General features: G+C 67.6%; 17 protein-coding genes and 1 tRNA gene. 6 read left to right on the top strand and 12 right to left on the bottom strand.

What is annotated here, in order from left to right; translation table 11 throughout:
- Window positions 1-81: 81 nt before the first annotated feature.
- The 3 genes from TS85_RS08720 to TS85_RS08710 form a co-directional block, all read right to left on the bottom strand.
- Window positions 82-684: a CC0125/CC1285 family lipoprotein gene (locus tag TS85_RS08720; RefSeq protein WP_044331660.1), complete on the bottom strand. Its 603-nt coding sequence runs from the start codon at window positions 682-684 to the stop codon at window positions 82-84.
- Window positions 685-816: 132 nt separating this feature from the next.
- Entirely contained in the window at window positions 817-1,329 is a 513-nt protein-coding gene (locus TS85_RS08715; protein ID WP_044331659.1) for a phosphoribosyltransferase, read from the bottom strand.
- Entirely contained in the window at window positions 1,326-2,351 is a 1,026-nt protein-coding gene (locus TS85_RS08710; protein WP_044331658.1) for an adenosine deaminase, read from the bottom strand. Before TS85_RS08710 ends, TS85_RS08715 begins: the two co-directional genes overlap by 4 nt.
- Window positions 2,352-2,402: 51 nt before the next feature.
- Between TS85_RS08710 and TS85_RS08705 the strand changes: the two genes are divergently transcribed.
- Entirely contained in the window at window positions 2,403-2,618 is a 216-nt protein-coding gene (locus tag TS85_RS08705; protein ID WP_227698728.1) for a KTSC domain-containing protein, read from the top strand.
- Window positions 2,619-2,623: 5 nt separating this feature from the next.
- Here the strand turns inward: TS85_RS08705 and TS85_RS08700 are convergent, their stop codons facing one another.
- The 4 genes from TS85_RS08700 to moaA all read right to left on the bottom strand — a co-directional run bounded on the left by TS85_RS08700 (window position 2,624) and on the right by moaA (window position 5,384).
- Window positions 2,624-3,418 carry an alpha/beta hydrolase family protein gene (locus tag TS85_RS08700; RefSeq protein ID WP_044331657.1) on the bottom strand — a complete coding sequence of 265 codons (795 nt, stop codon included), beginning with the start codon at window positions 3,416-3,418 and terminating at the stop codon, window positions 2,624-2,626.
- Window positions 3,419-3,456: 38 nt separating this feature from the next.
- A tRNA-Asn gene (locus tag TS85_RS08695) sits at window positions 3,457-3,531 on the bottom strand.
- A 75-nt stretch (window positions 3,532-3,606) separates the two neighbouring features.
- Entirely contained in the window at window positions 3,607-4,374 is a 768-nt protein-coding gene (locus TS85_RS08690; RefSeq protein ID WP_044331656.1) for an NAD kinase, read from the bottom strand.
- On the bottom strand, window positions 4,371-5,384 hold the full coding sequence (gene moaA, locus TS85_RS08685) for a GTP 3',8-cyclase MoaA (RefSeq protein WP_044331655.1): 1,014 nt from the start codon (window positions 5,382-5,384) through the stop codon (window positions 4,371-4,373). The genes TS85_RS08690 and moaA overlap by 4 nt, the downstream gene beginning before the upstream one ends.
- 80 nt (window positions 5,385-5,464) lie before the next feature.
- Between moaA and TS85_RS08680 the strand changes: the two genes are divergently transcribed.
- Window positions 5,465-7,450, top strand: coding sequence for a putative bifunctional diguanylate cyclase/phosphodiesterase (locus TS85_RS08680; protein ID WP_044331654.1), 1,986 nt, complete (start codon window positions 5,465-5,467; stop codon window positions 7,448-7,450).
- A gap of 34 nt (window positions 7,451-7,484) precedes the next feature.
- On the opposite strand, the gene TS85_RS08675 is transcribed toward TS85_RS08680, so the two are convergent.
- The 3 genes from TS85_RS08675 to TS85_RS08665 all read right to left on the bottom strand — a co-directional run bounded on the left by TS85_RS08675 (window position 7,485) and on the right by TS85_RS08665 (window position 12,790).
- Entirely contained in the window at window positions 7,485-8,918 is a 1,434-nt protein-coding gene (locus TS85_RS08675) for a protoglobin domain-containing protein (protein ID WP_407082114.1), read from the bottom strand.
- Window positions 8,919-9,061: 143 nt separating this feature from the next.
- Complete coding sequence (gene mfd, locus TS85_RS08670; RefSeq protein ID WP_044331652.1) at window positions 9,062-12,517, bottom strand: transcription-repair coupling factor; 3,456 nt, start codon at window positions 12,515-12,517, stop codon at window positions 9,062-9,064.
- A 6-nt stretch (window positions 12,518-12,523) separates the two neighbouring features.
- On the bottom strand, window positions 12,524-12,790 hold the full coding sequence (locus TS85_RS08665) for an FAD assembly factor SdhE (protein ID WP_044331651.1): 267 nt from the start codon (window positions 12,788-12,790) through the stop codon (window positions 12,524-12,526).
- 77 nt (window positions 12,791-12,867) lie between these two features.
- On the opposite strand from TS85_RS08665, the gene recG reads away from it, so the two are divergent.
- Entirely contained in the window at window positions 12,868-14,928 is a 2,061-nt protein-coding gene (gene recG, locus TS85_RS08660) for an ATP-dependent DNA helicase RecG (RefSeq protein WP_044331650.1), read from the top strand.
- A gap of 309 nt (window positions 14,929-15,237) precedes the next feature.
- Here the strand turns inward: recG and tyrS are convergent, their stop codons facing one another.
- Window positions 15,238-16,464 (bottom strand): tyrosine--tRNA ligase, encoded by a 1,227-nt coding sequence (gene tyrS, locus TS85_RS08655; protein ID WP_044331649.1) that lies wholly within the window; start codon window positions 16,462-16,464, stop codon window positions 15,238-15,240.
- Window positions 16,465-16,515: 51 nt separating this feature from the next.
- The gene (locus tag TS85_RS08650; RefSeq protein ID WP_044331648.1) at window positions 16,516-17,007 is read right to left on the bottom strand and encodes a DUF4126 family protein; all 492 of its coding nucleotides are present in this window, start codon (window positions 17,005-17,007) and stop codon (window positions 16,516-16,518) included.
- A 65-nt stretch (window positions 17,008-17,072) separates the two neighbouring features.
- Between TS85_RS08650 and TS85_RS08645 the strand changes: the two genes are divergently transcribed.
- The 3 genes from TS85_RS08645 to TS85_RS08635 are packed head-to-tail and all read left to right on the top strand — an operon-like array spanning window position 17,073 to window position 20,124.
- Window positions 17,073-17,630, top strand: a complete 558-nt coding sequence (locus TS85_RS08645; protein ID WP_052507818.1) for a DOMON-like domain-containing protein — start codon at window positions 17,073-17,075, stop codon at window positions 17,628-17,630.
- The gene (locus TS85_RS08640) at window positions 17,627-18,823 is read left to right on the top strand and encodes an exo-beta-N-acetylmuramidase NamZ family protein (RefSeq protein WP_044331647.1); all 1,197 of its coding nucleotides are present in this window, start codon (window positions 17,627-17,629) and stop codon (window positions 18,821-18,823) included. Before TS85_RS08645 ends, TS85_RS08640 begins: the two co-directional genes overlap by 4 nt.
- A gap of 5 nt (window positions 18,824-18,828) precedes the next feature.
- Window positions 18,829-20,124, top strand: coding sequence for a zinc ribbon-containing protein (locus TS85_RS08635; protein ID WP_227698726.1), 1,296 nt, complete (start codon window positions 18,829-18,831; stop codon window positions 20,122-20,124).
- Window positions 20,125-20,136 lie beyond the last annotated feature (12 nt).

The raw sequence follows: 20,136 nt of genomic DNA, 5'->3' as shown, positions 1-20,136 counted from the left end.
AGAAGGCGCATGAAAAAGGGGCAGCTACCATCCTGGTAGCTGCCCCTTTTCATAGGCGAGGGCTTGGAGGCCGGGCGGGCCTCAGCGCGGCTGCGGCATCTGGATCGCCTTGCCCAGCCGGTCGACGACTTCGTGCGCGTCGAAGGCGCGGACATTGTCGGCGGGCTTCGGGCCCTTGCCCATCACGATCTCGGCCATCGCCTCATAGCGATTGATCGTGCGATAATCGAAGCCGCGGTCGTTCCAGAAGGGATCGTCGAAGAACGGGTCCCAGCTGCGCCAGCCCCATTGCGGGCGATAATAGCGCCAATAGGGGCTCCAATAGCCGAAACCGCCGCCCGGACCCCAGGCGCCGCCGCCCGCCCAGGCGCCGCCGGTGCGAACGGTATCGGTGCGCTTCTCGGTATCGCGCGTCACCAGCACGAAATGGTCGAAGCCCTGCTGGAGCGTCAGTTCCGCTGCCCGGTACAGAAGGTAGCGCTCGACCGTCTCGCGCGCGGTCAGGCTGTTGCCCGCGAAGCTCACGCGGAACCGGTTGCTTTCGATCTGCTCGTCCGAATAGCCGGTGCGCGATTGGCCGGCGCCCGTGGCGGGCTGATAGGGCGTTGCCGTCATACAGCCGCTAAGGGCCGTCGCGGCAACCAGCGCCGCCAGGGCGGGGCGCATCAGGGTGCCTTTAATCATTATTCCTCCGATAGTTATGCGAAGGCGGGATGCCTGTCGCAAACGAACGCGCGCCGGGACGGTTTGGCTCCGGGCCGAAGTGCGGCCAACAGTGCAGCAGGCGCGATTGACGGCGCCTGAACGGATCGCGGTTCAGGCGATCCGATCGGGCACCTCCATCGCATCTTCCTCGATCGTCGCGCGCGGCGCCATCGCTTCCCAGGGGAAGACGAACCAGTCCTTGTCGACGCTGCGGTCGATCGTCCGCGCGGCGTAATCGATGCGTTGCGCCGAGCGAATATTGTCAAGCAGCACGGCGAAGCGGATGTTCGCGGCCACCGCGCCCTCGGCTTGGAGTGCGGTACGAATCTCGCCAATCGTGCGACCGCTGTCGTTGATATCCTCGACGAACAACAGCCGGTCGCCGTCGCGGGTGCGCTGGGCGAGCACGGCGACCAGTTCCTCGCCAAACTGCGCGATGCGAGTCGAATGGTCGATCGAGACCAGCGGCACGCCCATGCGATGCGACAGGAACACAGCAGGGGTCAGCCCGCCGCGACCGACGCCCACGAGCAGCGAAGGGCCCCAGTCCGCAGCGGCTTCGGCGATGGCATGGATCCCGGCGACCATCGCGTCATGGGTAAAGGGCGTGAAGGTAATGCTCATATCGCCCCTTTATCGGCGTCGACATAGACGTCCAGCCGCTCCAGATGCGCCTCGATCGCTGCATCGGGCAGGAACGCACCCAGGAAGCTGTTGCGCGCCAGCGTCACCAGATCGTCGCGGCGCAGCCCGCGCCCGCCTGCGACCGCGCGGAAATTATCGGCGACATAGCCTCCGAAATAGGCAGGATCGTCCGAATTGATCGTTGCGCGCAGCCCCTTGCGCAGCATCGTGTCGATCGGATGGAGGTCGATCGAGGCGACGTTGCACAGTTTGACGTTCGAGAGGGGGCACACCGTCAGCGTCATCCCGCTGCGCGCCAGCCGCGCGACCAGCGCTGGGTCCTCCAGGCTGCGATTGCCGTGATCGAGCCGGTCGATGCCGAGCAGGTCGAGCGCCTCATGGACATAAGCGGGCGGCCCCTCTTCGCCGGCATGGGCGACGCGTTTCAGCCCCATTGCAGCGGCGGCGGCGAAGACGCGGGCGAATTTCGACGGCGGATGCCCCAGCTCGGACGAATCGAGCCCCACGGCCTCGATCCGGTCGAGCCAGGGCTGCGCCTGGGTCAGCGTCTTGAACGCGTCCTCTTCGTCCAGGTGGCGCAGGAACGAGAGGATGAGCTTCGACGTCAGCCCGTGCCGCGCCTCGGCATCCGCCATGCCCGCGAGCAGCCCGTTGGCGACGACTCCGAACGGCACGCCGCGATGCGTGTGCGTCTGCGGGTCGAAGAAGATTTCGGCATGCACCACGCCATCGGCCGCGGCGCGATCGAAATAGGCGATCGCCAGGTCGCGAAAATCCTCCTCGGTGCGCAGCACGTCGGCACCGGCATAATAAATGTCGAGAAAGTCCTGGAGGTTCGAGAATTGATACGCGGCGCGCACGTCCTCGACCGTCGCGAAGGGGATCGAGACACGGTTGCGCCGGGCGAATTCGAACATCTGCTCGGGCTCCAGGCTGCCTTCGATATGCAGATGCAGCTCGGCCTTGGGCAGCCCGGTGATGAAGGTGTCGGTATCGGTCATCTACCGGAGCATCGCAGGGCCGGCCTAGCGTTGCAAGGCGGAGCGGTGCGCGTGGTCGTGCGTTGGGGCGCCATGCCCTCGAGCGTGATCCGCGGCTGGCACTATGACGCGACGACACGGACGCTCGACATGCGGTTCGTCAGCGGCCGGCGCTATCGCTATCGGGAGGTGCCGCCCGAAGTCGCACAGGGGCTCGCCGAGGCGCCGTCCAAGGGTATCTACTTCAACCGCCGCATCCGCGACCGCTACGCCTTTGTCGAGGGGTAGCCGCGCTACGCCAGCAGCTCGGGTGCCGCCTCTCGGATCATCGCCAGCGTCGCGGCACGGTTGGGTGGCGAATGTCCGGCCTCGCGATCGGCGGTCAGACGCAGCGAAAAATCGCGGCGCCGCGCTTCGGGCAGGTCGGCGACGGCGTCGACCAGCGGCAGGAAATGCCGCGTGAAATGGTGATTGTCGAAGCGGTTCTGGAAGATCACGACCTTGCCGCCCGCCGTGTTTCCCTCCAGCGCCGCACAAAGCGACAGCCGCTTCGCCGCCTCGGGCGAAACCGCCTCGGGATCGACACCGATCTGCGCGAGGAAGGGCAGGCGGCCGGCATCGTGGTAGCGCGTGATATCGGTCTGTGGGTTGATCGCGATCGAAAGGTCGGACCAGCCGAGAATCGACGCCATCACCGCAGCGAATCCCCCCGCCGACGACCCGAAGCATATCCGCTGTGCATCGCCCAGCCCGAGCGCATCGAGCGCATCGGCGATCGGGCGCAGCGTCGTGGTCGCGAAATCCTGTGCGCCGCCGTGATACCAGCCGAGCGACAGCCCGGTCTCGGGCGAGACCAGAGTATCGGACGCCGACACGATCGTTGCGTCGAAATCCTCCGCCCATGTCCAACGCTGGAAATTCATGGGCAGGATCTTGTGCTCGTTGATCGCGCCGTTGAACAGTACGAGCACCCGCGGGCAATCGCGGCGTGGTCGGACGAGCAGGTTGCCTACGACGCCCAGACACCCGTCGGCGATCGATGCCGCGCTGTCGTGTAGCGGAAAGTCGGTACGGGCTTCGTCCACCATCGGCAGTGCGCTCGGCCCAACTCTCACTCAAAAAGAAGTGGCTCCCCGGGCCTGATTCGAACAGGCGACCATTCGATTAACAGTCGAACGCTCTACCGCTGAGCTACCGGGGAATGCCGTCTTCTAGCGACCGAGGCCGCTGCGGGAGGCGCGCCTATAGCAGCGGGTTTTCGGACATGGCAAGGGGGTCACGCAATGAACTGTTCCATCGTTATGCGATCGTCCAGCGCGTGCTCCGGATCGAAGAGCAAAGTCAGGTCGCGGACATGGTCGATCGCCACCTCGACCTGCGCAACTTCTCGAACCTCGCGCTGATCGGCGACCGCGCTTACCGGGCGTTTGTCGGCTTCGAGGACGCGAATCGCTATGCGAGTCTTTTCGGGGAGAATCGCGCCGCGCCAGCGGCGGGGGCGGAAGGGGCTGATCGGGGTGAGCGCGAGCAGCGCGGAACCCAGCGGCAGGATCGGGCCGTTGGCGGAGAGGTTATACGCCGTCGACCCCGCCGGGGTTGCCACCAGCATCCCGTCCGCGACCAGCTCGGGCAGGACGATTCGGTCGTTGATCATCACTTCCAGCTTGGCGGTCTGGCGGGTCTCGCGCAGCAGCGAGACTTCGTTGATCGCGGGCAGCACGCAATGTTCGCCGTCGACCGTCGTCGCAGTCATCGTCAGCGGCGACACGCGGAACGGCTTGGCGCGCGCCAGCCGGGCGTCGAGCCCCTCGAGTCGCCAATCGTTCATCAGGAACCCGATCGTGCCCAGGTTCATCCCGAACACCGGCACCATCCGCCGGGTCTCCAGCATCGCATGGAGCGTCTGGAGCATGAAGCCGTCGCCGCCCAGCGCGACGACCTGCTCGGCCTCTGCCAGCGGCACCCAGTCATAGGCGGCGCGCAGTTCCTCCGCGGCGGCCTGTGCGGGCGGAGTCGGCGATGCAACCAGCGCGCGCAGCGTCATCCGCCGGTGACGCTCATATGGCGACCCACGGCAGGCGCGGCGCCGCGCGCGACGCTGAAATCATGCCGCGCGGGCTTGAGCGCCAGCGCCTCGCCGATCGCGGTGTCGACCGCCGCCAGCCCGCCTTCGCGAAAGGCGGTCTTCAGGTCGACCTGGTCGTCATGGCCCAGGCACATGTACAGCTTGCCCTCGGTGGTCAGCCGGACGCGATTACACCCGTCGCAGAAATTGGCCGTGAGCGGCGAGATGAGGCCCAGCCGCGTATCCGTCCCCTCGACGCGCCAATAGCGCGCCGGGCCGCCGCTGCGGTGCCCGTCGCCGACCAGCGCGAATCGCGTCTTGAGATCGGCCAGCACATCGGTCAGCGGCAGGAAGCGGTCGGCGCGGTCCTCGTCGACGACGCCCAGCGGCATCGTCTCGATCAGGGTGAGGTCCAGCCCCTGTTCGACGCACCAGCCGAGCATCGGCGCGATCTCGTCGTCGTTCAGCCCCTTGAGCGCGACCATGTTGATCTTGACGGCGAGCCCTGCTGCCTGCGCGGCCCTGATCCCGCCCAGCACCTTTGACAGGTCGCCCTGGCGGGTGATGTGGCGGAAACGATCGGCGTCGAGGCTGTCGAGGCTGACATTGATACGCCGCACTCCGGCATCGGCCAGTGCCTCGGCATGGTCGGCGAGCCGCACACCGTTGGTGGTAAGCGTCAGTTCGTCGAGCCCGGTGCCGATATGCCGACCCAGTCGCCGCGTGAGGTCCATCACGTCGCGGCGCACCAGCGGCTCGCCGCCGGTCAGCCGGATCTTGCGCACCCCGCGCGCGATGAAGCGATCGGCGATCAGCGCGATCTCCTCGAGCGTCAGCAGCGCCGATCGGGGGAGGAACGCCATCTTTTCCGACATGCAATAGCGACAGCGCAGGTCGCAGCGATCGGTGACGGAAATCCGCAAATAGGTGATCGCACGGCCATGCCGGTCCACCAGAGTATCGGGTCGGGCATCGGAAATACTGGCCATGTTACTGGGGTAAGCACTCCGCAGTCCCCAAACAACCCTTGCGATGGCGGTGCGGCGCGGTTGCGGCTATCGCAGGATGGATGGACGAAGATTTCTCGGTAATCGATGCGACTGCGAATGCGCCCGACGCGCCCGTGTTCGTGCTTTCCTTTCGCCAGCGCGACGAGGTCGCGGCGGCGGCGGCGGGAGGCGGGTGGCGCGTCGTCGCGGCGCGGCGGCCCGAAGGCGTCGAGCAACGATTCCTTGCAAGCGGCGCCTCGGTTGCAGTGATCGACGCGCGCGGCGCGATGAGCGACGGGCTGGCCGCGGCCAAGGCATTGGGGCCGACGATCGCGGCGCACGGGGCGGCGATGCTGATCCTCGTCTCGCAGAGCGACACCGTCCATATGCGCCATTTCTACGACGCCGGCGCGACGCATTTCCTGGGCAGCCCGATGTCGTCGGCGGCGATGGCGCATGCGATCCGCTTCGCGTTGCGCCATGTCGAGCGGCTGACCGCGTGGAATGGCCAGTCCGCCGGCCCCTCCGAGCCGATGGGATGGCGCTATGACCCCGAGCTTGGCTCGCTCCAGCTCACCCCGGGGCTCGCCAAGCTGCTCGGACTGGTCGAGGCGCCGGGGGTGCGCGCGTTGCTCCGCCGGCTCGATCCCGGCGACCGCAAGCTGGCCCATGCCGCGCTCCGCCGGCTGGCCGGCGCGCCCGGATCGACGGCGTTCGCGCATGACCTGGCCGGGGTGGGGCGCGTCGTCCAGCATCTGCAATATGACGCGCAGACCGGCGGGCTGCATGCGCTGGTCGAGGTATTGGGCGTGGCGCCCGATGCGAGCGCCGCGGTGCGCGACGCGCTGACCGGTGCGCGCGACGGGCCGAGCGCGCGCCGCTGGATCGATCGACGGCTGGGCGAGGGCGCGTGCGTCGGCGTGGTGCTGATCGGGCTGTCGCGGTTCGAAACCGTCAACACCGTCTATGGCCGCGCGGCGGGCGACGACCTGCTCCGCGCAGTATCCAAGCGCGTGACCGAGGTGGTGCGCGAGGCGCTGGGGACGAATGCGATCGTCGCGCGGATCGGGGGTTCGGAGTTTCTGGCCGCCAGCGACGGCATCGATTCGGCGCTGCTCGCCACGGCAACCGCGCGGCTCGACGAGGCGCTGAGCCGCCCGTTCGTCGCGGGGGGCGAAATCGCGCCGCTGGGCGCCAAGCTGGCCAATGCGATCAGCGCACCCGGCGATTCGGCAGCGGCTTTGCTGCGCCGCGCGAGCGAGGCGTTGCTCGGCGATCCGCGTCCGGCGGATGCCAATGCGCCGCCGATCGATGCGCTGGTCAACGATCTCCACCGCGCGCTCGAACGCAGCGAGATCGGCGTGCTGTACCAGCCGCAAATCGCCATCGCGACGGGCAGGGTAATCGGCGTCGAGGCACTGGCACGCTGGCAGCATCCGCAGTTCGGCGAAATCGGTGCCGAGACGCTGTTCGCCGCCGCGCAGCGCGCCGGGCTCGAGCTTGCACTCAGCGACCATGTCCAGCGACGCGCTTTGTCCGGCGCCGCAGTGTGGCCCGCGTCGCTCGGCAAGCTGCGGCTGTCGATCAACGTCACCGCCGCCGATGTCGCGCGCGCAGGGTTCGCCGACAGCCTGCTCGGGCGAGTCGATTCGAGCGGGTTTCCACGGTCGCGGCTGACGGTCGAGATCACCGAGGGCGGCATCATGGCCGAGCTGGGTGAGGCGGCGCGGCTGTTGTCGGAGCTGCGCACCGCCGGGTGCCGCGTCGCGATCGACGATTTCGGAACGGGCTATTCCAGCCTCGCCTATCTCAAGGCGCTGCCGCTCGACTATCTCAAGATCGACAAGAAGCTCAGCCAGGACATCACCGGATCGCACCGCGATCGCGTCGTGGTCCGCGGCGTGATCGACATGGCGCGCTCGCTGGGGCTGTCGGTGGTGGCCGAGGGCGTCGAGACCGAGGCGCAGCTCGATCTGCTCGCCAAGGAGGGGTGCCAGTATTTCCAGGGCTTTCTGTGCGCGCCGCCGCTCGACGTGCCGGCACTGGCGCGGCTGGTAGCCGCATGAGCGGGCGGGCGGGGGTGTCCCGCCCGCCGCCGCATCAATTGAGTGCGTAGCTGCGGGCGTCGGCACCGTGGCGCACCGTGCGCGCACCGCCGGAGCGCGCGCCGCCGGCGACGGTGAACAGTGACGCCTGCGCGTTCAGCGTCCGCACTTCCTCGCTCAGCGTCCGCGCCGCCGCCGAGGTCTGCTCGACCATTGCGGCATTTTGCTGCGTGGCGCGGTCCATCGTGGTGATCGCGGTCGAGATTTCGGTGATCGCGCCCGCCTGGGCATTATTGTCGGTGGCCATGCAGGCGAGCAGTTCGTGGACCTGGCCGACATCGGTCGAGATATCGGCGAGCGCGCCGTCGACCTTTTCCACCATCTGCACTGCCGCGACGATATCGGTCTGGGTCGCGGTGAGCTGGTCGCGCGCGCGGCCCGCTTCTTCCTCGGCGCGCATCGCCAGCGCGGAGACGAGGTCGGCGACGACCGCGAAGCCGCGCCCGGCCTCGCCGGCGCGCCCGGCCTCTACTGCCGCGTTCATCGCGAGAACGCGCGTCTGGAACGCGATCTTGTCGAGCCCCTCGATCACGCTGTCGATCCCCTTGGCGCTGTCGGCGACGCGAGTCATCGCCTGCACCGCGTCGTCGGTGATCGAGCGACCGCTGCCCACGGTGGCCAGCGCCTTGTCGGCGCGGCTCACGGTTTCGCCGGCGGCGGTGGCGGTGGCCTTGAGCCGCGTATCCATCTGCGAGATTGCCGCCGTGGTTTGTTCCAGGCTGGCGGCGTTGCTTTCGGTACGGCGCGCGAGGTCCTCCGACGCGGTGCTGATCTCGCCGATGCCCGATGCGAGCCGCCCGGTGCCTTCGCTGACGGCGCCGATCATCACGCGCATCTTGCCCATCGTTTCGTTGAACGCGCGTTCGAGCGCGGCGAAGCTTTCGGGCATGCCATCCAAGTCGCGCGTGAGGTCGCCGTCCGCCATCGCGCCCAGCGCGCCCTGCAGCTTCGTCACCGCGGCTTCGCGATCGGCCTGCGCCATTTCGAAATAGACCGACAGCGAGACTTCCATGTCGAGCAGCGCCGCCTTGGTCAGCGCGATCGAGGTCGCGACCGCACTGGGGCCGCGAAACAGCGACAGCGCCCGGCGCCACCACGGCATGCGGCGATGCGCGCTCTCGATCAGCCCCTCGATCACCAGCGCATAGCTGCCGATATACCAGCGCGGCTCCAGCCCGATCCGGGCGTGGACCGCGCCGATGCGGCGGGCGCCGTCCAGATACTCGTCGTCGAACGTCGCGTCGCTGATCCGCGCCCAATGGCGCTCCTGCGCGCCCTTCGCACGCGCCATATGCGCGGTGTCGCGGAAGAATTGTGCAGTCTCGGGGGTCGCGCTCGCACGGGCGTAGAAGCGGTCCAGCGCGGGACCGATCGCCCGTTCCACGATCGGCTTCGCGGCGCGCAGCTGGTCGAGCTGGGGCTGATCCATCTCCATGAAAGAGAGCCGCGAACTCAGCGAATTACTCAAACTACATCCCCCAGAAGGCTGACGATACTGTGCAGCCTTTATAGAGGGGTCGGAGGTGCGAGGGTCCCGCTTTTGTTCAGATTTTCCAACGACTGGCAGCGATTTCAGCCCGCCGCCTTGGCCAGCCCGCGCGAAATCTGGAGCGCCGCGTTGAGCCGCGACCGCGGGTTGTTCCACTCGCGCGTCACCACCAGCCGCATGTCCGGACGCAGCCGCGCAGTGCCGTTCAGCCGATCGACATAGGCCATCAGCCCCGCGACATTGGGGAATTTATCCTCGTGGAAGGTGACCAGCGCACCCTTTGGCCCCACGTCGATCTTGGCGATGCACGCCTTTTTCGCGTTCAGCTTGGCCTCGATCAGTTGCAGCAAATTCTCGGTCGCCTCGGGCAGCTTGCCGAAACGGTCGATCATTTCCGCGGCGAACCCTTCGATGCCGTCGCTGTCCTCGATCTCGTTCAGGCGGCGGTACAGCCCCATGCGCAGGTCGAGATCGGGGACATAGTCCTCGGGGATCAGGATCGGCGCGTCGACGGTGATCGACGGCGACAGGTCCTTGGGGCGTTCGTCGCGGATGCCGCCAGCCTTGGCGTCCATGATCGCCTCTTCCAGCATCGACTGGTAGAGTTCGTAGCCGACTTCCTTGATATGCCCCGATTGCTCGTCGCCGAGCAGATTGCCCGCGCCGCGAATGTCGAGGTCGTGGCTGGCAAGCTGGAACCCGGCGCCGAGCGATTCGAGGTCGGACAGCACCTTGAGCCGCTTGGCCGCCGCCTCGCTCATCTGGCGCTCGGGCGGGGTGGTCATATAGGCATAGGCGCGGGTCTTCGCCCGGCCCACGCGCCCGCGAATCTGGTAGAGCTGCGCGAGGCCGAACTTGTCGGCGCGGTTGACGATCAGCGTGTTGGCGCTGGGGATGTCGAGCCCGCTCTCGATGATCGTCGTCGAGATCAGCAGGTCGTAGCGGCGATCGTAGAAGGCGGACATCCGCTCCTCGACTTCGGTCGGCGCCATCTGGCCGTGTGCGACGACATAGCTGATCTCGGGCACGTCCTCGCGCAGGAATTTCTCGATATCGGGCAGGTCGGAGATGCGGGGGGTGACGAAATAGGCCTGGCCGCCGCGATAATGCTCGCGCAGCAACGCCTCGCGCAGCACCACCGGGTCCCACGGCATGACATAGGTGCGCACCGCGAGCCGATCGACCGGTGGGGTCTGGATCACCGACAATTCGCGCAGGCCCGACATCGCCATCTGGAGCGTGCGCGGGATCGGCGTGGCGGTGAGCGTCAGGACGTGGACATCGGCCTTCATCGCCTTGAGCCGTTCCTTGTGCGTCACGCCGAACCGCTGCTCCTCATCGACGATGACGAGGCCGAGCCGCTTGAAATCGACGGTCTTGGACAGGATCGCGTGGGTGCCGATCACGATGTCGATCGTGCCCGCGGTCAGCCCGTCGCGCACCGCCTTTGCCTCGGCAGCGGGGACGAGGCGCGAGAGGCGGCCGACTTCGAGCGGGAAGCCCTGGAATCGCTCGACGAAATTGCGGTGGTGCTGGCGGGCGAGGAGGGTGGTGGGGCATACCACCGCGACCTGCATCCCCGCCATCGCCGCGACGAACGCGGCGCGCAACGCGACCTCGGTCTTGCCGAAGCCGACATCGCCGACGATCAGCCGGTCCATCGGGCGCCCCGCGGCGAGATCCTCCAGCACGTCGTTGATCGCGCGATCCTGGTCGTCGGTCTCCTCATAGGGGAAGCGATCGACAAAGGCGGGGTAGCCGCCATGATCGGGCTCGGCGACATCGGCGGGGCGCGTCGCGCGCTTGGCGGCGGTCGCGATGAGTTCGCCCGCGATTTCGCGGATGCGCTCCTTCATCTTCGATTTGCGCCGCTGCCACGCCTCGCCGCCCAGCTTGTCGAGCGTCGCGCCTTCCTCGCCCGCGCCATAGCGGCTGAGCACCTCGAGATTCTCGACCGGCACGAACAGCTTGTCGCCCCCGGCATAGCTCAGCGCGACGCAATCGTGCGGCGCTTTCTGCACCGGAATCTGCGTCAGCCCCTCATAGCGGCCGATGCCGTGATCGACATGGACGACCAGATCGCCGGGGGAGAGGGTGGCGAGTTCCTGGAGGAACGCATCGGTATTCTTGCGCCGCTTGGCCCGGCGAACCAGCCGGTCGCCCAGCATGTCCTGTTCGGTCAGCACCGCGACGCCGGGGGCACTGAAGCCATGGTCGAGCGGCAGGACGATCAGGGCGACGCTCTTGTCGGCAGCGCCCAGCGCCTCCTGCCAGCTTTCGACCGCGACGAGCGATTTCAGGCCGTGATCCTTGAGCAGCCCCGAAAGCCGCTCGCGCGCGCCGTTCGAATAGCTGGCGAGGATCGGTTTCTGCCCCGCTTTCCGCAGCTTGCCGAGATGGTCTACGACCGCATCGTAGACATTGGCGCTCGCCGCGCGCTCGGGCGCGAAGTCGCGCGGGCCGTCGACGGCGAAGTCGAGGACGGTGGCGCTTTCCGGCTCGTGGAAGCTGGTCGTCACATGCACGGGCACCGCATCCTGCGCCGTCGCCCATTCGTCGGGGCTCAGGTACAAGGCGGTGGTGTCGAGCGGGCGATAGCTGCCCGGTGCGGTCGATTCAGCGCGGGCGCGGTTCTGCTGGTAATCGGCGATCGCCTCGAAACGCTGGGTGCCCGCACCCTGCGTCCCCGTGTCGCGCAGCACCACGCAGCCATCGGGCAGATGGTCGAACAGCGTCGCCAGCCGATCCTCGAACAGCGGCAGCCAATGCTCCATCCCGGCCAGCCGCCGCCCGTCGCTGATCGCCTGGTACAGCGGATCGGCGGTGGCGTTGGCGCCGAATTTCTCGCGATAGCGCGCGCGGAAGCGCTTGACGCTTTCCTCGTCGAGCAACGCCTCGCTGGCGGGCAGCAGCGCGAAGCCGTCGACGCGGCCCGTGGTGCGCTGGTCCTGCGGATCGAAGGTGCGGACGGTCTCGATCTCGTCGCCGAAGAAATCGAGCCGCAACGCCTGTTCGGCGCCCGAAGGAAACAGATCGACCAGCCCGCCGCGCACCGCGAACTCGCCCGCATCGGCGACGGTGTCGACTCGGTGGTATCCGTTCGCCTGGAGCAAAGTCGCCAGCCGATCGAGCGAGATGCGCTCGCCGGGCGCGAGGCGTGCGATCAACTGGCGGATGCGGAACGGGGTCAGCGTGCGCTGAGTCGCCGCGTTGACGGTGGTGACGAGCAGCCGCGGCCCCTTTGCCTTGGCCTGGAGCGCGTGGAGCGTCGCGAGGCGCTCGGCCATGACGCGCAGCGTCGGGCTGGCGCGGTCATAGGGCAGGCAATCCCATGCCGGATAGGCGAGCACGTCGAGGTCGGGCGCGAAATAGGGCGCCGTCGATGCGATCGCGCGCATCTCCGCCTCGTCGGGCGCGATGAACACCGCGACACCGCTCGCCCGCGCCAGATCGGCGAGCATCCACGGCAGGAAGCCGGTGGGCGCACCCGCCAGCGTCAGCGGCTTCGCGGCTTTGAGGATCGTCTTGAGATCAGGCATCAGCGGCTATTTCGCAATCGGCACATAATTGAGGGTTTTCAGAACAGATAGGATGGACCCCTGATAGTGCATGGGAACGCCGGCGGTTCCCATCGCCCATGCCATGATGTCGACATCCTGTTCTTCCAGAAGCGCTTCGAACAACTCGATCTCGGCATCGTTCCAGCCCGCATGGTGCGCGTCGAAAAAGCCCCCGATCAGCAGGTCGGCCTCTTTCACGCCGCGATGCCACGCACGAAAGCGCAGGCGCTTGAGACGATGTTCGCGGTCCATGGCACATTCCTAAACGGCAATTGGCCGGCGGCGCTGGAACGCGCTGCCGGCTGGGCTATAGGGGTCGGCAGATAGTCATGCGGCCCGAAATTCTCAATCCACTGTTCGCGGAAGTCACCGCGCTGAAAGGCATCGGCCCCGGGCTGGCCAAGCCGCTGGAGCGGCTTGGGCTGGCGCGCGCGGTCGATGTCGCGTTCCATCTGCCCACCGGCTTCATCGATCGCGAGCCGCGCGACGAACTCGATATGGCCGATGCGGGGCGCGTGATCGCGATCATTTTGACCCCGGTCAGCTATCGCATGGGCGGCAGCGCGCGGGCTCCGGCGCGCGTTCAGGCGGTGGACGCGGCGGGGAACCACGTCACACTCGTTTTCTTCGGCGGCAATTCGGGCTGGGCGAAGAAACTGCTGCCGATCGGCGAGCCGCGCTGGGTTTCGGGCAAGCTGGAGCAATATGGCCAGGACCTCCAGATGGTCCACCCCGACCATGTCCTCCCGCCCGACGAAGCCGCGCTGCCGGGGCGCGAGGCGGTCTATCCCTGTTCGGAAGGGATCACCTCGCGGCGGCTGGCGGCGCTGGCGGTGCAGGCGATCGAGCGCGCGCCCGATTTGCCCGAATGGATTGAGCCGAGCCTGAAGGCGCAACAGGAGTGGCCCGGCTGGCGCGAGGCGCTGGCGCGCATCCATGCCGATCCGGCGGACGCGAAGGCGCGGGCGCGGCTCGCTTATGACGAGATTTTCGCCAACCAACTCGCGCTGATGCTGGTGCGCGGCGAGGCGCGGGCGCGGCGCGGGCGCGCGCTGAAGGGCGACGGGCGGCTGCGCGACGCGCTGCGGCTGCCCTATAGCCCCACCGGCGCGCAGGCGCGGACGATCCGCGAGATCGAAGGCGACATGGCGCAGGTCCAGCCGATGCTAAGGCTGCTCCAGGGCGATGTCGGGTCGGGCAAGACGCTGGTGGCGGCAATGGCGCTGCTGATCGCGGCGGAGGCGGGGGCGCAGGGCGCGCTGCTGGCGCCGACCGAAATCCTCGCGCGCCAGCATTTCGACACGCTGTCGCGCCTGTTCGAGCCGCTGGGCGTCCGCGTCGCGATCCTCACCGGGCGCGACAAGGGCCGGGTGCGCGAGGCGACGCTGATGGGGCTGGCGTCGGGCGAGATCGATGTGCTGATCGGCACGCATGCGATCTTCCAGCAGGGAGTCGCGTATCGCGACCTCGGGCTGGTGGTGGTCGACGAGCAGCATCGCTTCGGCGTCGCCGAGCGGCTGATGCTCCAGTCCAAGGCACAGGTGCCGCCGCATCTGCTGGTGATGACCGCCACCCCGATCCCGCGCACGCTCCAGCTCGCCAGCCATGGCGAGATGGACGTCAGCCGCCTCGACGAAATGCCCCCCGGGCGCGAGCCGGTGGAGACCAGCGTGATCGCCGAGGACCGGCTGGCCGAGATCGTCGAGGCGCTGGGGCGGCATCTGGCGTCGGGGAAGCAGGCCTATTGGGTGTGCCCGCTGGTCGAGGAGAGCGAGAAGATCGACCTTGCCGCGGCCGAGGAACGCGCAGGGCAGCTTGCGGCGCGGTTCGGCGATGCCGTGGGGCTGGTTCATGGCCGGATGAAGCCGGTCGAGAAGGACGCGGTGATGGCGCGCTTCGCGGGCGGCGAACTGGGCGTGCTGGTGGCGACGACGGTGATCGAAGTCGGCGTCGACGTGCCCAACGCCACGCTGATCGTGATCGAACATGCCGACCGCTTCGGACTGGCCCAGCTCCACCAGCTTCGCGGGCGCGTGGGACGGGGCGGGGGGCGCTCGATCTGCCTGTTGCTGCGCGGCAAGGGGCTGAGCGAGACGTCGCGCGCGCGGCTAGCGCTGATGCGCGAGACCAATGACGGTTTCCGCATCGCCGAGGAGGATCTGCGGCTGCGCGGCGCGGGCGAACTGCTCGGCACGCGCCAGTCTGGCGAGATGCAGTTCCGGCTGGCGACGCCTGAGATGCTGACCCAGCTTATTCCGGCGGCGAACAGCGACGCGCGGCTGCTGATCGATCGCGACGGCGGGCTGAAGGGCGATCGCGGGCAGGCGGCGCGGACGGCGCTGTATTTGTTCGAGCGGGATGCGGCGGTGGGGTTGTTGCGGTCTGGGTGAAGGTGTTTGGATTTCACACAAAGCCACGAAGGCACAAAGAGAAAAAGAATTCGTTCTTAGTGTCTTAGTGGCTTTGTGTGAGAATCTTTCTCAAGCGTTCAGCGCGCGGCCCGCGACATTTTTCGCGCAAAGACGCAAAGGCGCTAAGAGGGCGTCGCGCTTTTCGGGTGCTTGAACGAGAGCCGTGATCGGGTGCTCGCGCGCCACATATCCAGCCAGCTTTGCGCCTTTGCGTCTTTGCGTCTTTGCGCGATAAAAAAACAATGCGCGCCGCGCGCACCACCGATCGCGGCGGCTCCCCGCCAAAGCTCACCCGGTAACGAGCAGCCCGTGCTTCTTCTTCCCGAAGCTCAGCTTGACCTGCCCCGCCACCGTCACGCTCGCCGCCGCGTCGGACACAACCGCATCGTCGACCCGGATCGCGCCCTCGGCGATCTTGCGCCGCGCCTCGCCCTTCGACGCGCACAGCCCGAGTGCGATCAGCGCATCGACCACCGCGATGCTACCGCCCTCTACGGTGTAGCGCGGGAGCGAGTCGCCAGCAGCGCCCTCTTCGAACGTGCGGCGTGCGGTCTCGGCTGCCTGCTCGGCGGCGTCGCGGCCGCGGCACATCGCAGTCGCCTCGGTCGCGAGCAGCTTCTTCGCCTCGTTGATTTCGGCGCCCTCCAGCGCCTCCAGCCGGGCGATCTCGTCGAGCGGCAGGTCGGTGAACAGCCGCAGGAACCGGCCCACGTCGCGATCATCGGTGTTCCGCCAGAACTGCCAGTAATCGAAATGTGGCAACTGGTCCTCGTTGAGCCACACCGCGCCGGACATGGTCTTGCCCATCTTGCCGCCGTCCGCCGTGGTGATCAGCGGGGTGGTGACGCCGAACACCTCGGTCCCGTCGACGCGGCGCGACAGTTCGATGCCGTTGACGATATTGCCCCATTGGTCCGAGCCGCCCATCTGGAGCCGGCACCCGGCGCGACGGGAAAGCTCCAGGAAATCATAGGCCTGGAGGATCATGTAGTTGAATTCCAGGAAGCTCAGCGATTGCTCGCGATCCAGCCGCAGCTTGACCGAATCGAAGCTCAGCATCCGGTTGACTGAGAAATGCTGGCCGATGTCGCGCAGGAACGGGATGTACTCCAGCGCGTCGAGCCATTCGGCGTTATCGACCATCACCGCGTCGGTCGGCCCGTCGCCGAACGTCAGGAAGCGTTCGAACACCGTCTTGATCGACGCGATGTTGCTGCCGATCGTGTCGAGCGTCAGCAGCTTGCGCGCATCGTCCTTGAAGCTGGGGTCGCCGACCTTGCCGGTGCCGCCGCCCATCAGCACGATCGGCTTGTGCCCCGCCTGTTGCAGCCGCCGCAGCAGCATGATCTGCACCAGGCTGCCGACATGAAGCGACGGCGCGGTCGGATCGAAGCCGATATAGCCGGGCACGACCTGCTTGCTCGCAAGCGTATCGAGCGCGCTCGCGTCGGTGACCTGGTGGATATAGCCGCGCGAGGACAGCAGGCGGAGGAGGTCGGACTGGTATTCGGTCATGCCGCGCGCATAGCCGCTGGCGGGCCGCGCGTCATCCCGGAAGCTGCGTGCTTACTGCGGCTCGGAAAGTGCCCGCGTCGGCGCGGGGACGGCCGGCAGAGGCGCGCGGACTGCCGCAGTCGCTGCCGCCAGCACGATCGCGTCCTCGACGAAGCCGGTGGACGTCTGGCCATGGTCGCGCATCGCCCGCATCCGCAGCGCGAAGCTGGCGTAGGAGGCGAGCACCGCCGCCGCCCCCGCCACTGCTGCCCCGGCGATGCGATCGCAGCGCGGGGACAGCGCCATGCCGGCGAATGCGGCGTTCAGGCTGCGCACGAAGATGGCGGGCGGAATGATCCGGTCGGGCGCACTCTTCTGCTTGTCGCCCGCCAGCTCATAGGTCGCGAGCGCCATCGTACCGAGCGACACCAGCGGATGCCCCAGCCAGCGCGGGGCGCCATTGTCGGTGGGCAGCGTGCCGGTGCGCGCGGCATTGGCGACCATGGCGAGGGGAGTCATCGAACGGGCACCGGCGACGAGGCCGATCAGGAGGGCGCGAAGCATGGGGGACTTTCGGAAGGTGGTGCTTCTGACCTAACGATCACGGGGACGAAATGGTCCGTGGAGGAATGATGGCGCAGGTGTTGAGCAAAAGCGCGTTAGTGCCGCACCCTGCGAGCGCTGCGGCTCCCGTCCGGCTCGGAACCAAGCTTTCGCTGGTTGGTACCGATGTGCTCAAGGCCGAATTTGTCGCGATAGGTGACATCGGCCGCGTGCTGATACCAGCGCCGGCGATTCCTGAACGGCGTGACGAGCTTTGGCGGCACACGTGTTTCGAATTGTTTTTCCGCGAAGGCGCCAGCGGTGCCTACCACGAATTTAACTTTGCGCCGTCGCGGCATTGGGCGGCATACCGCTTCGATAGCTATCGGGAGGGGATGGCCCCGAGCGCCGTGACAGGGGTCGACATTTACCTCGAGACCGACCCAACCCGCTTTGCATTGACCGCGTGGCTGGATGTTCGGCCTTTCCGCGGGATTTACGGCAAACACGTCAGCCTCACCGCCGTCATCGAGGAGACCGACGGTACCAAATCCTATTGGGCGCTTGCCCATCCGCCCGGAAAGCCCGATTTCCACGATCCGGCTTGCTTCGTGCTGGAACTCCCGGCAGCAGGCACGGCATGAAATTCGGTATCGACCGGCTGCTCGCCGACCCCGCGCTGCGCAAACCGCTTGAGGGCCAGCGTGTCGCGCTGCTCGCGCACCCTGCCTCCGTCACGGCGGACCTTACCCATTCGCTGGATGCGCTGGTCGCGGCGGGGGTGAATATCTCGGCGGTGTTCGGGCCGCAGCATGGCGTGCGCGGCGACCTTCAGGATAACATGATGGAGTCGCCGGACTTTACCGACCCGACCTATCGCGTGCCCGTGTTCAGCCTCTATGGCGAGGTCCGCCGCCCGACCGGCCAGTCGATGGGCACGTTCGACACGATGCTGGTCGATCTCCAGGATGTCGGTTGCAGGATCTACACCTTCGTCACGACCCTGCTCTACATCCTCGAGGCCGCCGCCGCGCACCGCAAGAGCGTATGGGTGCTCGATCGCCCCAATCCCGCCGGGCGCCCGGTCGAGGGGCAGACGCTGTTGCCCGGCTGGGAGAGCTTTGTCGGCGCGGGGCCGATGCCGATGCGGCACGGGATGACGCTGGGCGAGATGGGGCGGTGGTTCGTCGATCACTACGGCCTCGACGTCGACTATCGCGTGATCGAAATGGAGGGCTGGGCGCCCGATGCCGCGCCCGGCTTTGGCTGGCCGCCCGAGCGTCCGTGGATCAACCCCAGCCCCAATGCCGCCAACGTCAACATGGCGCGCGCCTATGCCGGCACGGTGATGCTGGAGGGCACGACGTTGTCCGAGGGGCGCGGCACCACCCGCCCGCTCGAGCTGTTCGGCGCGCCCGACATCGATGCCAAGGCGGTGATTGCCGAGATGCACAGACTCGCGCCGCACTGGCTGGGCGGGGTGCGCTTGCGCGATTTCTGGTTCCAGCCGACCTTCCACAAGCATGTCGGCCAGCTCTGCAACGGTGTGTTCCTCCATGCCGAGGGGCCGGGATACGACCATGCCGCCTTCCGCCCGTGGCGGGTGCAGGCGCTGGGGTTCAAGGCGATCCGCACGCTTTACCCCGATTACAATCTGTGGCGCGATTTTCCGTATGAATATGTGTTCGACAAGCTCGCGATCGACGTGATCAACGGCGGGCCGGGGCTGCGGCTATGGGTCGACGATCCTGCCGCGCAGCCGGGGGATCTGGACGCAGCCACGCTTCCTGACGAGACCGCCTGGGAACAGGTGCGCGCGGCGTATCTGGCGGGCTGAAGGCGATGGCTTCGGACGAGATCGACCTGCCGTCCTGGTCGTGCAAGCTCCCGCCGCGCGAGCGCTTCCCGATCCTGCCGATCGACGATTTGATTGTGGGCGCCGAACCGCCTAACCCGGCGACCATGCTGGCAGGGCTGATCTTTGCAGTCGAGGAGGCGAGCGACCGGCCGGGGACGCTCGTCGCGACGTTGCCGTTCGGCGGCATGACTTTGCTCGAATATCAGGTGCGGCTGCTGGCCGGCGCGGGTGCGGAGCAGGTGCTGATCGCGGTCGGGCGGATGACGCCCGCGCTGCTCGCGGCGGTCAACCGCGCGTCGAAGCGCGACGTCGCCGTCGAGATCGTCCGCTCCGCCGAGGAAGCCTCGGAGAAGATGGAGCCGAACGCACGCGTGCTGGTGATCGCCGATGGGCTGGTCACCACCGATCCGGTGATGGACCGGATGGCGGGCGAGGGGGCGGAGGCGCTGCTCGTCACCGACGATGCGACCTCGCCCGCGGCGATCGAGCGGCTCGACATGCGCGATTGCTGGGCCGGAATCGCCCGCATCTCGGTCCCCCAGCTCGGGCAGATCGCGCAGATGCCCGAGGATTATGATTTTCAATCGGCGCTGTTGCGCGTCGCGGCGCAATCGGGCGCCGAACATATCACGCTGAGCGCCGCGTGGCTGCGCAGCGGCCATGCCGTCGAGCGTAGCGCGGACGGGCTGGCCTCGCGCAATACCGGCGTGCTGGCGGCGCTTACCGAGCGGCGCACCGACTGGGCCGATCGCTGGGTGTTCACGCCGATCGCGCGGCTGGCGCTGCCCGAACTCGTGGCGCGCACCGTTCCTGGCTGGGGGCTGATGGCCGGCGCGGGCGTCGTAGCGGCGCTGGCGCTGACCGCGATCGCTTTTGGATGGGTCGGATCGGGCGCGCTCGGCGCGCTGCTGGCGACCGCGACGCTCGCCACCGGCGCGGCGATGGCGGCGCTGCGCGGCGAGGAAGCGCGCACGCGCGGATTCGAATGGGCGATATTGGCGCTGTTCGCCGCTGTGGCGATGCTTGCTGCGCGCGGGGTTCAGGATGCCACGCAATCAGCCACGCCGCTGGTGCTTGCGCTCGTCGCGGTCGTCGCCCAATTCCTGGTCGAACGTGTCCCATCGCGACACAGGCGCTGGTGGGCGAGTCCGTCGGCGCTTTTGCTCCTCATCACGCCCTTTTCGCTGGCAGGTTTTGTCACGGCCGGCCTTGCTGCAGTTGCGATATACGCATTCGCTACCCTTGCAGCGGCGGTTGAGGGGACGCGGGAAAAAGCTTAGGCTCGTCTTAAG

The sequence above is a fragment of the Sphingomonas hengshuiensis genome, from assembly GCF_000935025.1.
GTDB lineage: Bacteria > Pseudomonadota > Alphaproteobacteria > Sphingomonadales > Sphingomonadaceae > Sphingomonas > Sphingomonas hengshuiensis.
This window is presented reverse-complemented; position numbering and strand designations above follow the sequence as displayed.

What these genes read in the sequence shown, in the direction of transcription:
- TS85_RS08665 (WP_044331651.1), bottom strand. Translation starts at nt 12,790, where the DNA reads ATGGACCGCGAACATCGTCTCAAGCGCCTGCGCTTTCGTGCGTGGCAT.
- TS85_RS08700 (WP_044331657.1), bottom strand. Translation starts at nt 3,418, where the DNA reads ATGGTGGACGAAGCCCGTACCGACTTTCCGCTACACGACAGCGCGGCA.
- TS85_RS08720 (WP_044331660.1), bottom strand. Translation starts at nt 684, where the DNA reads ATGATTAAAGGCACCCTGATGCGCCCCGCCCTGGCGGCGCTGGTTGCC.
- tyrS (WP_044331649.1), bottom strand. Translation starts at nt 16,464, where the DNA reads ATGACCGAATACCAGTCCGACCTCCTCCGCCTGCTGTCCTCGCGCGGC.
- TS85_RS08645 (WP_052507818.1), top strand. Translation starts at nt 17,073, where the DNA reads ATGATGGCGCAGGTGTTGAGCAAAAGCGCGTTAGTGCCGCACCCTGCG.
- recG (WP_044331650.1), top strand. Translation starts at nt 12,868, where the DNA reads ATGCGGCCCGAAATTCTCAATCCACTGTTCGCGGAAGTCACCGCGCTG.
- TS85_RS08635 (WP_227698726.1), top strand. Translation starts at nt 18,829, where the DNA reads ATGGCTTCGGACGAGATCGACCTGCCGTCCTGGTCGTGCAAGCTCCCG.
- TS85_RS08715 (WP_044331659.1), bottom strand. Translation starts at nt 1,329, where the DNA reads ATGAGCATTACCTTCACGCCCTTTACCCATGACGCGATGGTCGCCGGG.
- TS85_RS08650 (WP_044331648.1), bottom strand. Translation starts at nt 17,007, where the DNA reads ATGCTTCGCGCCCTCCTGATCGGCCTCGTCGCCGGTGCCCGTTCGATG.
- moaA (WP_044331655.1), bottom strand. Translation starts at nt 5,384, where the DNA reads ATGGCCAGTATTTCCGATGCCCGACCCGATACTCTGGTGGACCGGCAT.
- TS85_RS08690 (WP_044331656.1), bottom strand. Translation starts at nt 4,374, where the DNA reads ATGACGCTGCGCGCGCTGGTTGCATCGCCGACTCCGCCCGCACAGGCC.
- TS85_RS08640 (WP_044331647.1), top strand. Translation starts at nt 17,627, where the DNA reads ATGAAATTCGGTATCGACCGGCTGCTCGCCGACCCCGCGCTGCGCAAA.
- TS85_RS08710 (WP_044331658.1), bottom strand. Translation starts at nt 2,351, where the DNA reads ATGACCGATACCGACACCTTCATCACCGGGCTGCCCAAGGCCGAGCTG.
- TS85_RS08680 (WP_044331654.1), top strand. Translation starts at nt 5,465, where the DNA reads ATGGACGAAGATTTCTCGGTAATCGATGCGACTGCGAATGCGCCCGAC.
- mfd (WP_044331652.1), bottom strand. Translation starts at nt 12,517, where the DNA reads ATGCCTGATCTCAAGACGATCCTCAAAGCCGCGAAGCCGCTGACGCTG.
- TS85_RS08675 (WP_407082114.1), bottom strand. Translation starts at nt 8,918, where the DNA reads ATGGATCAGCCCCAGCTCGACCAGCTGCGCGCCGCGAAGCCGATCGTG.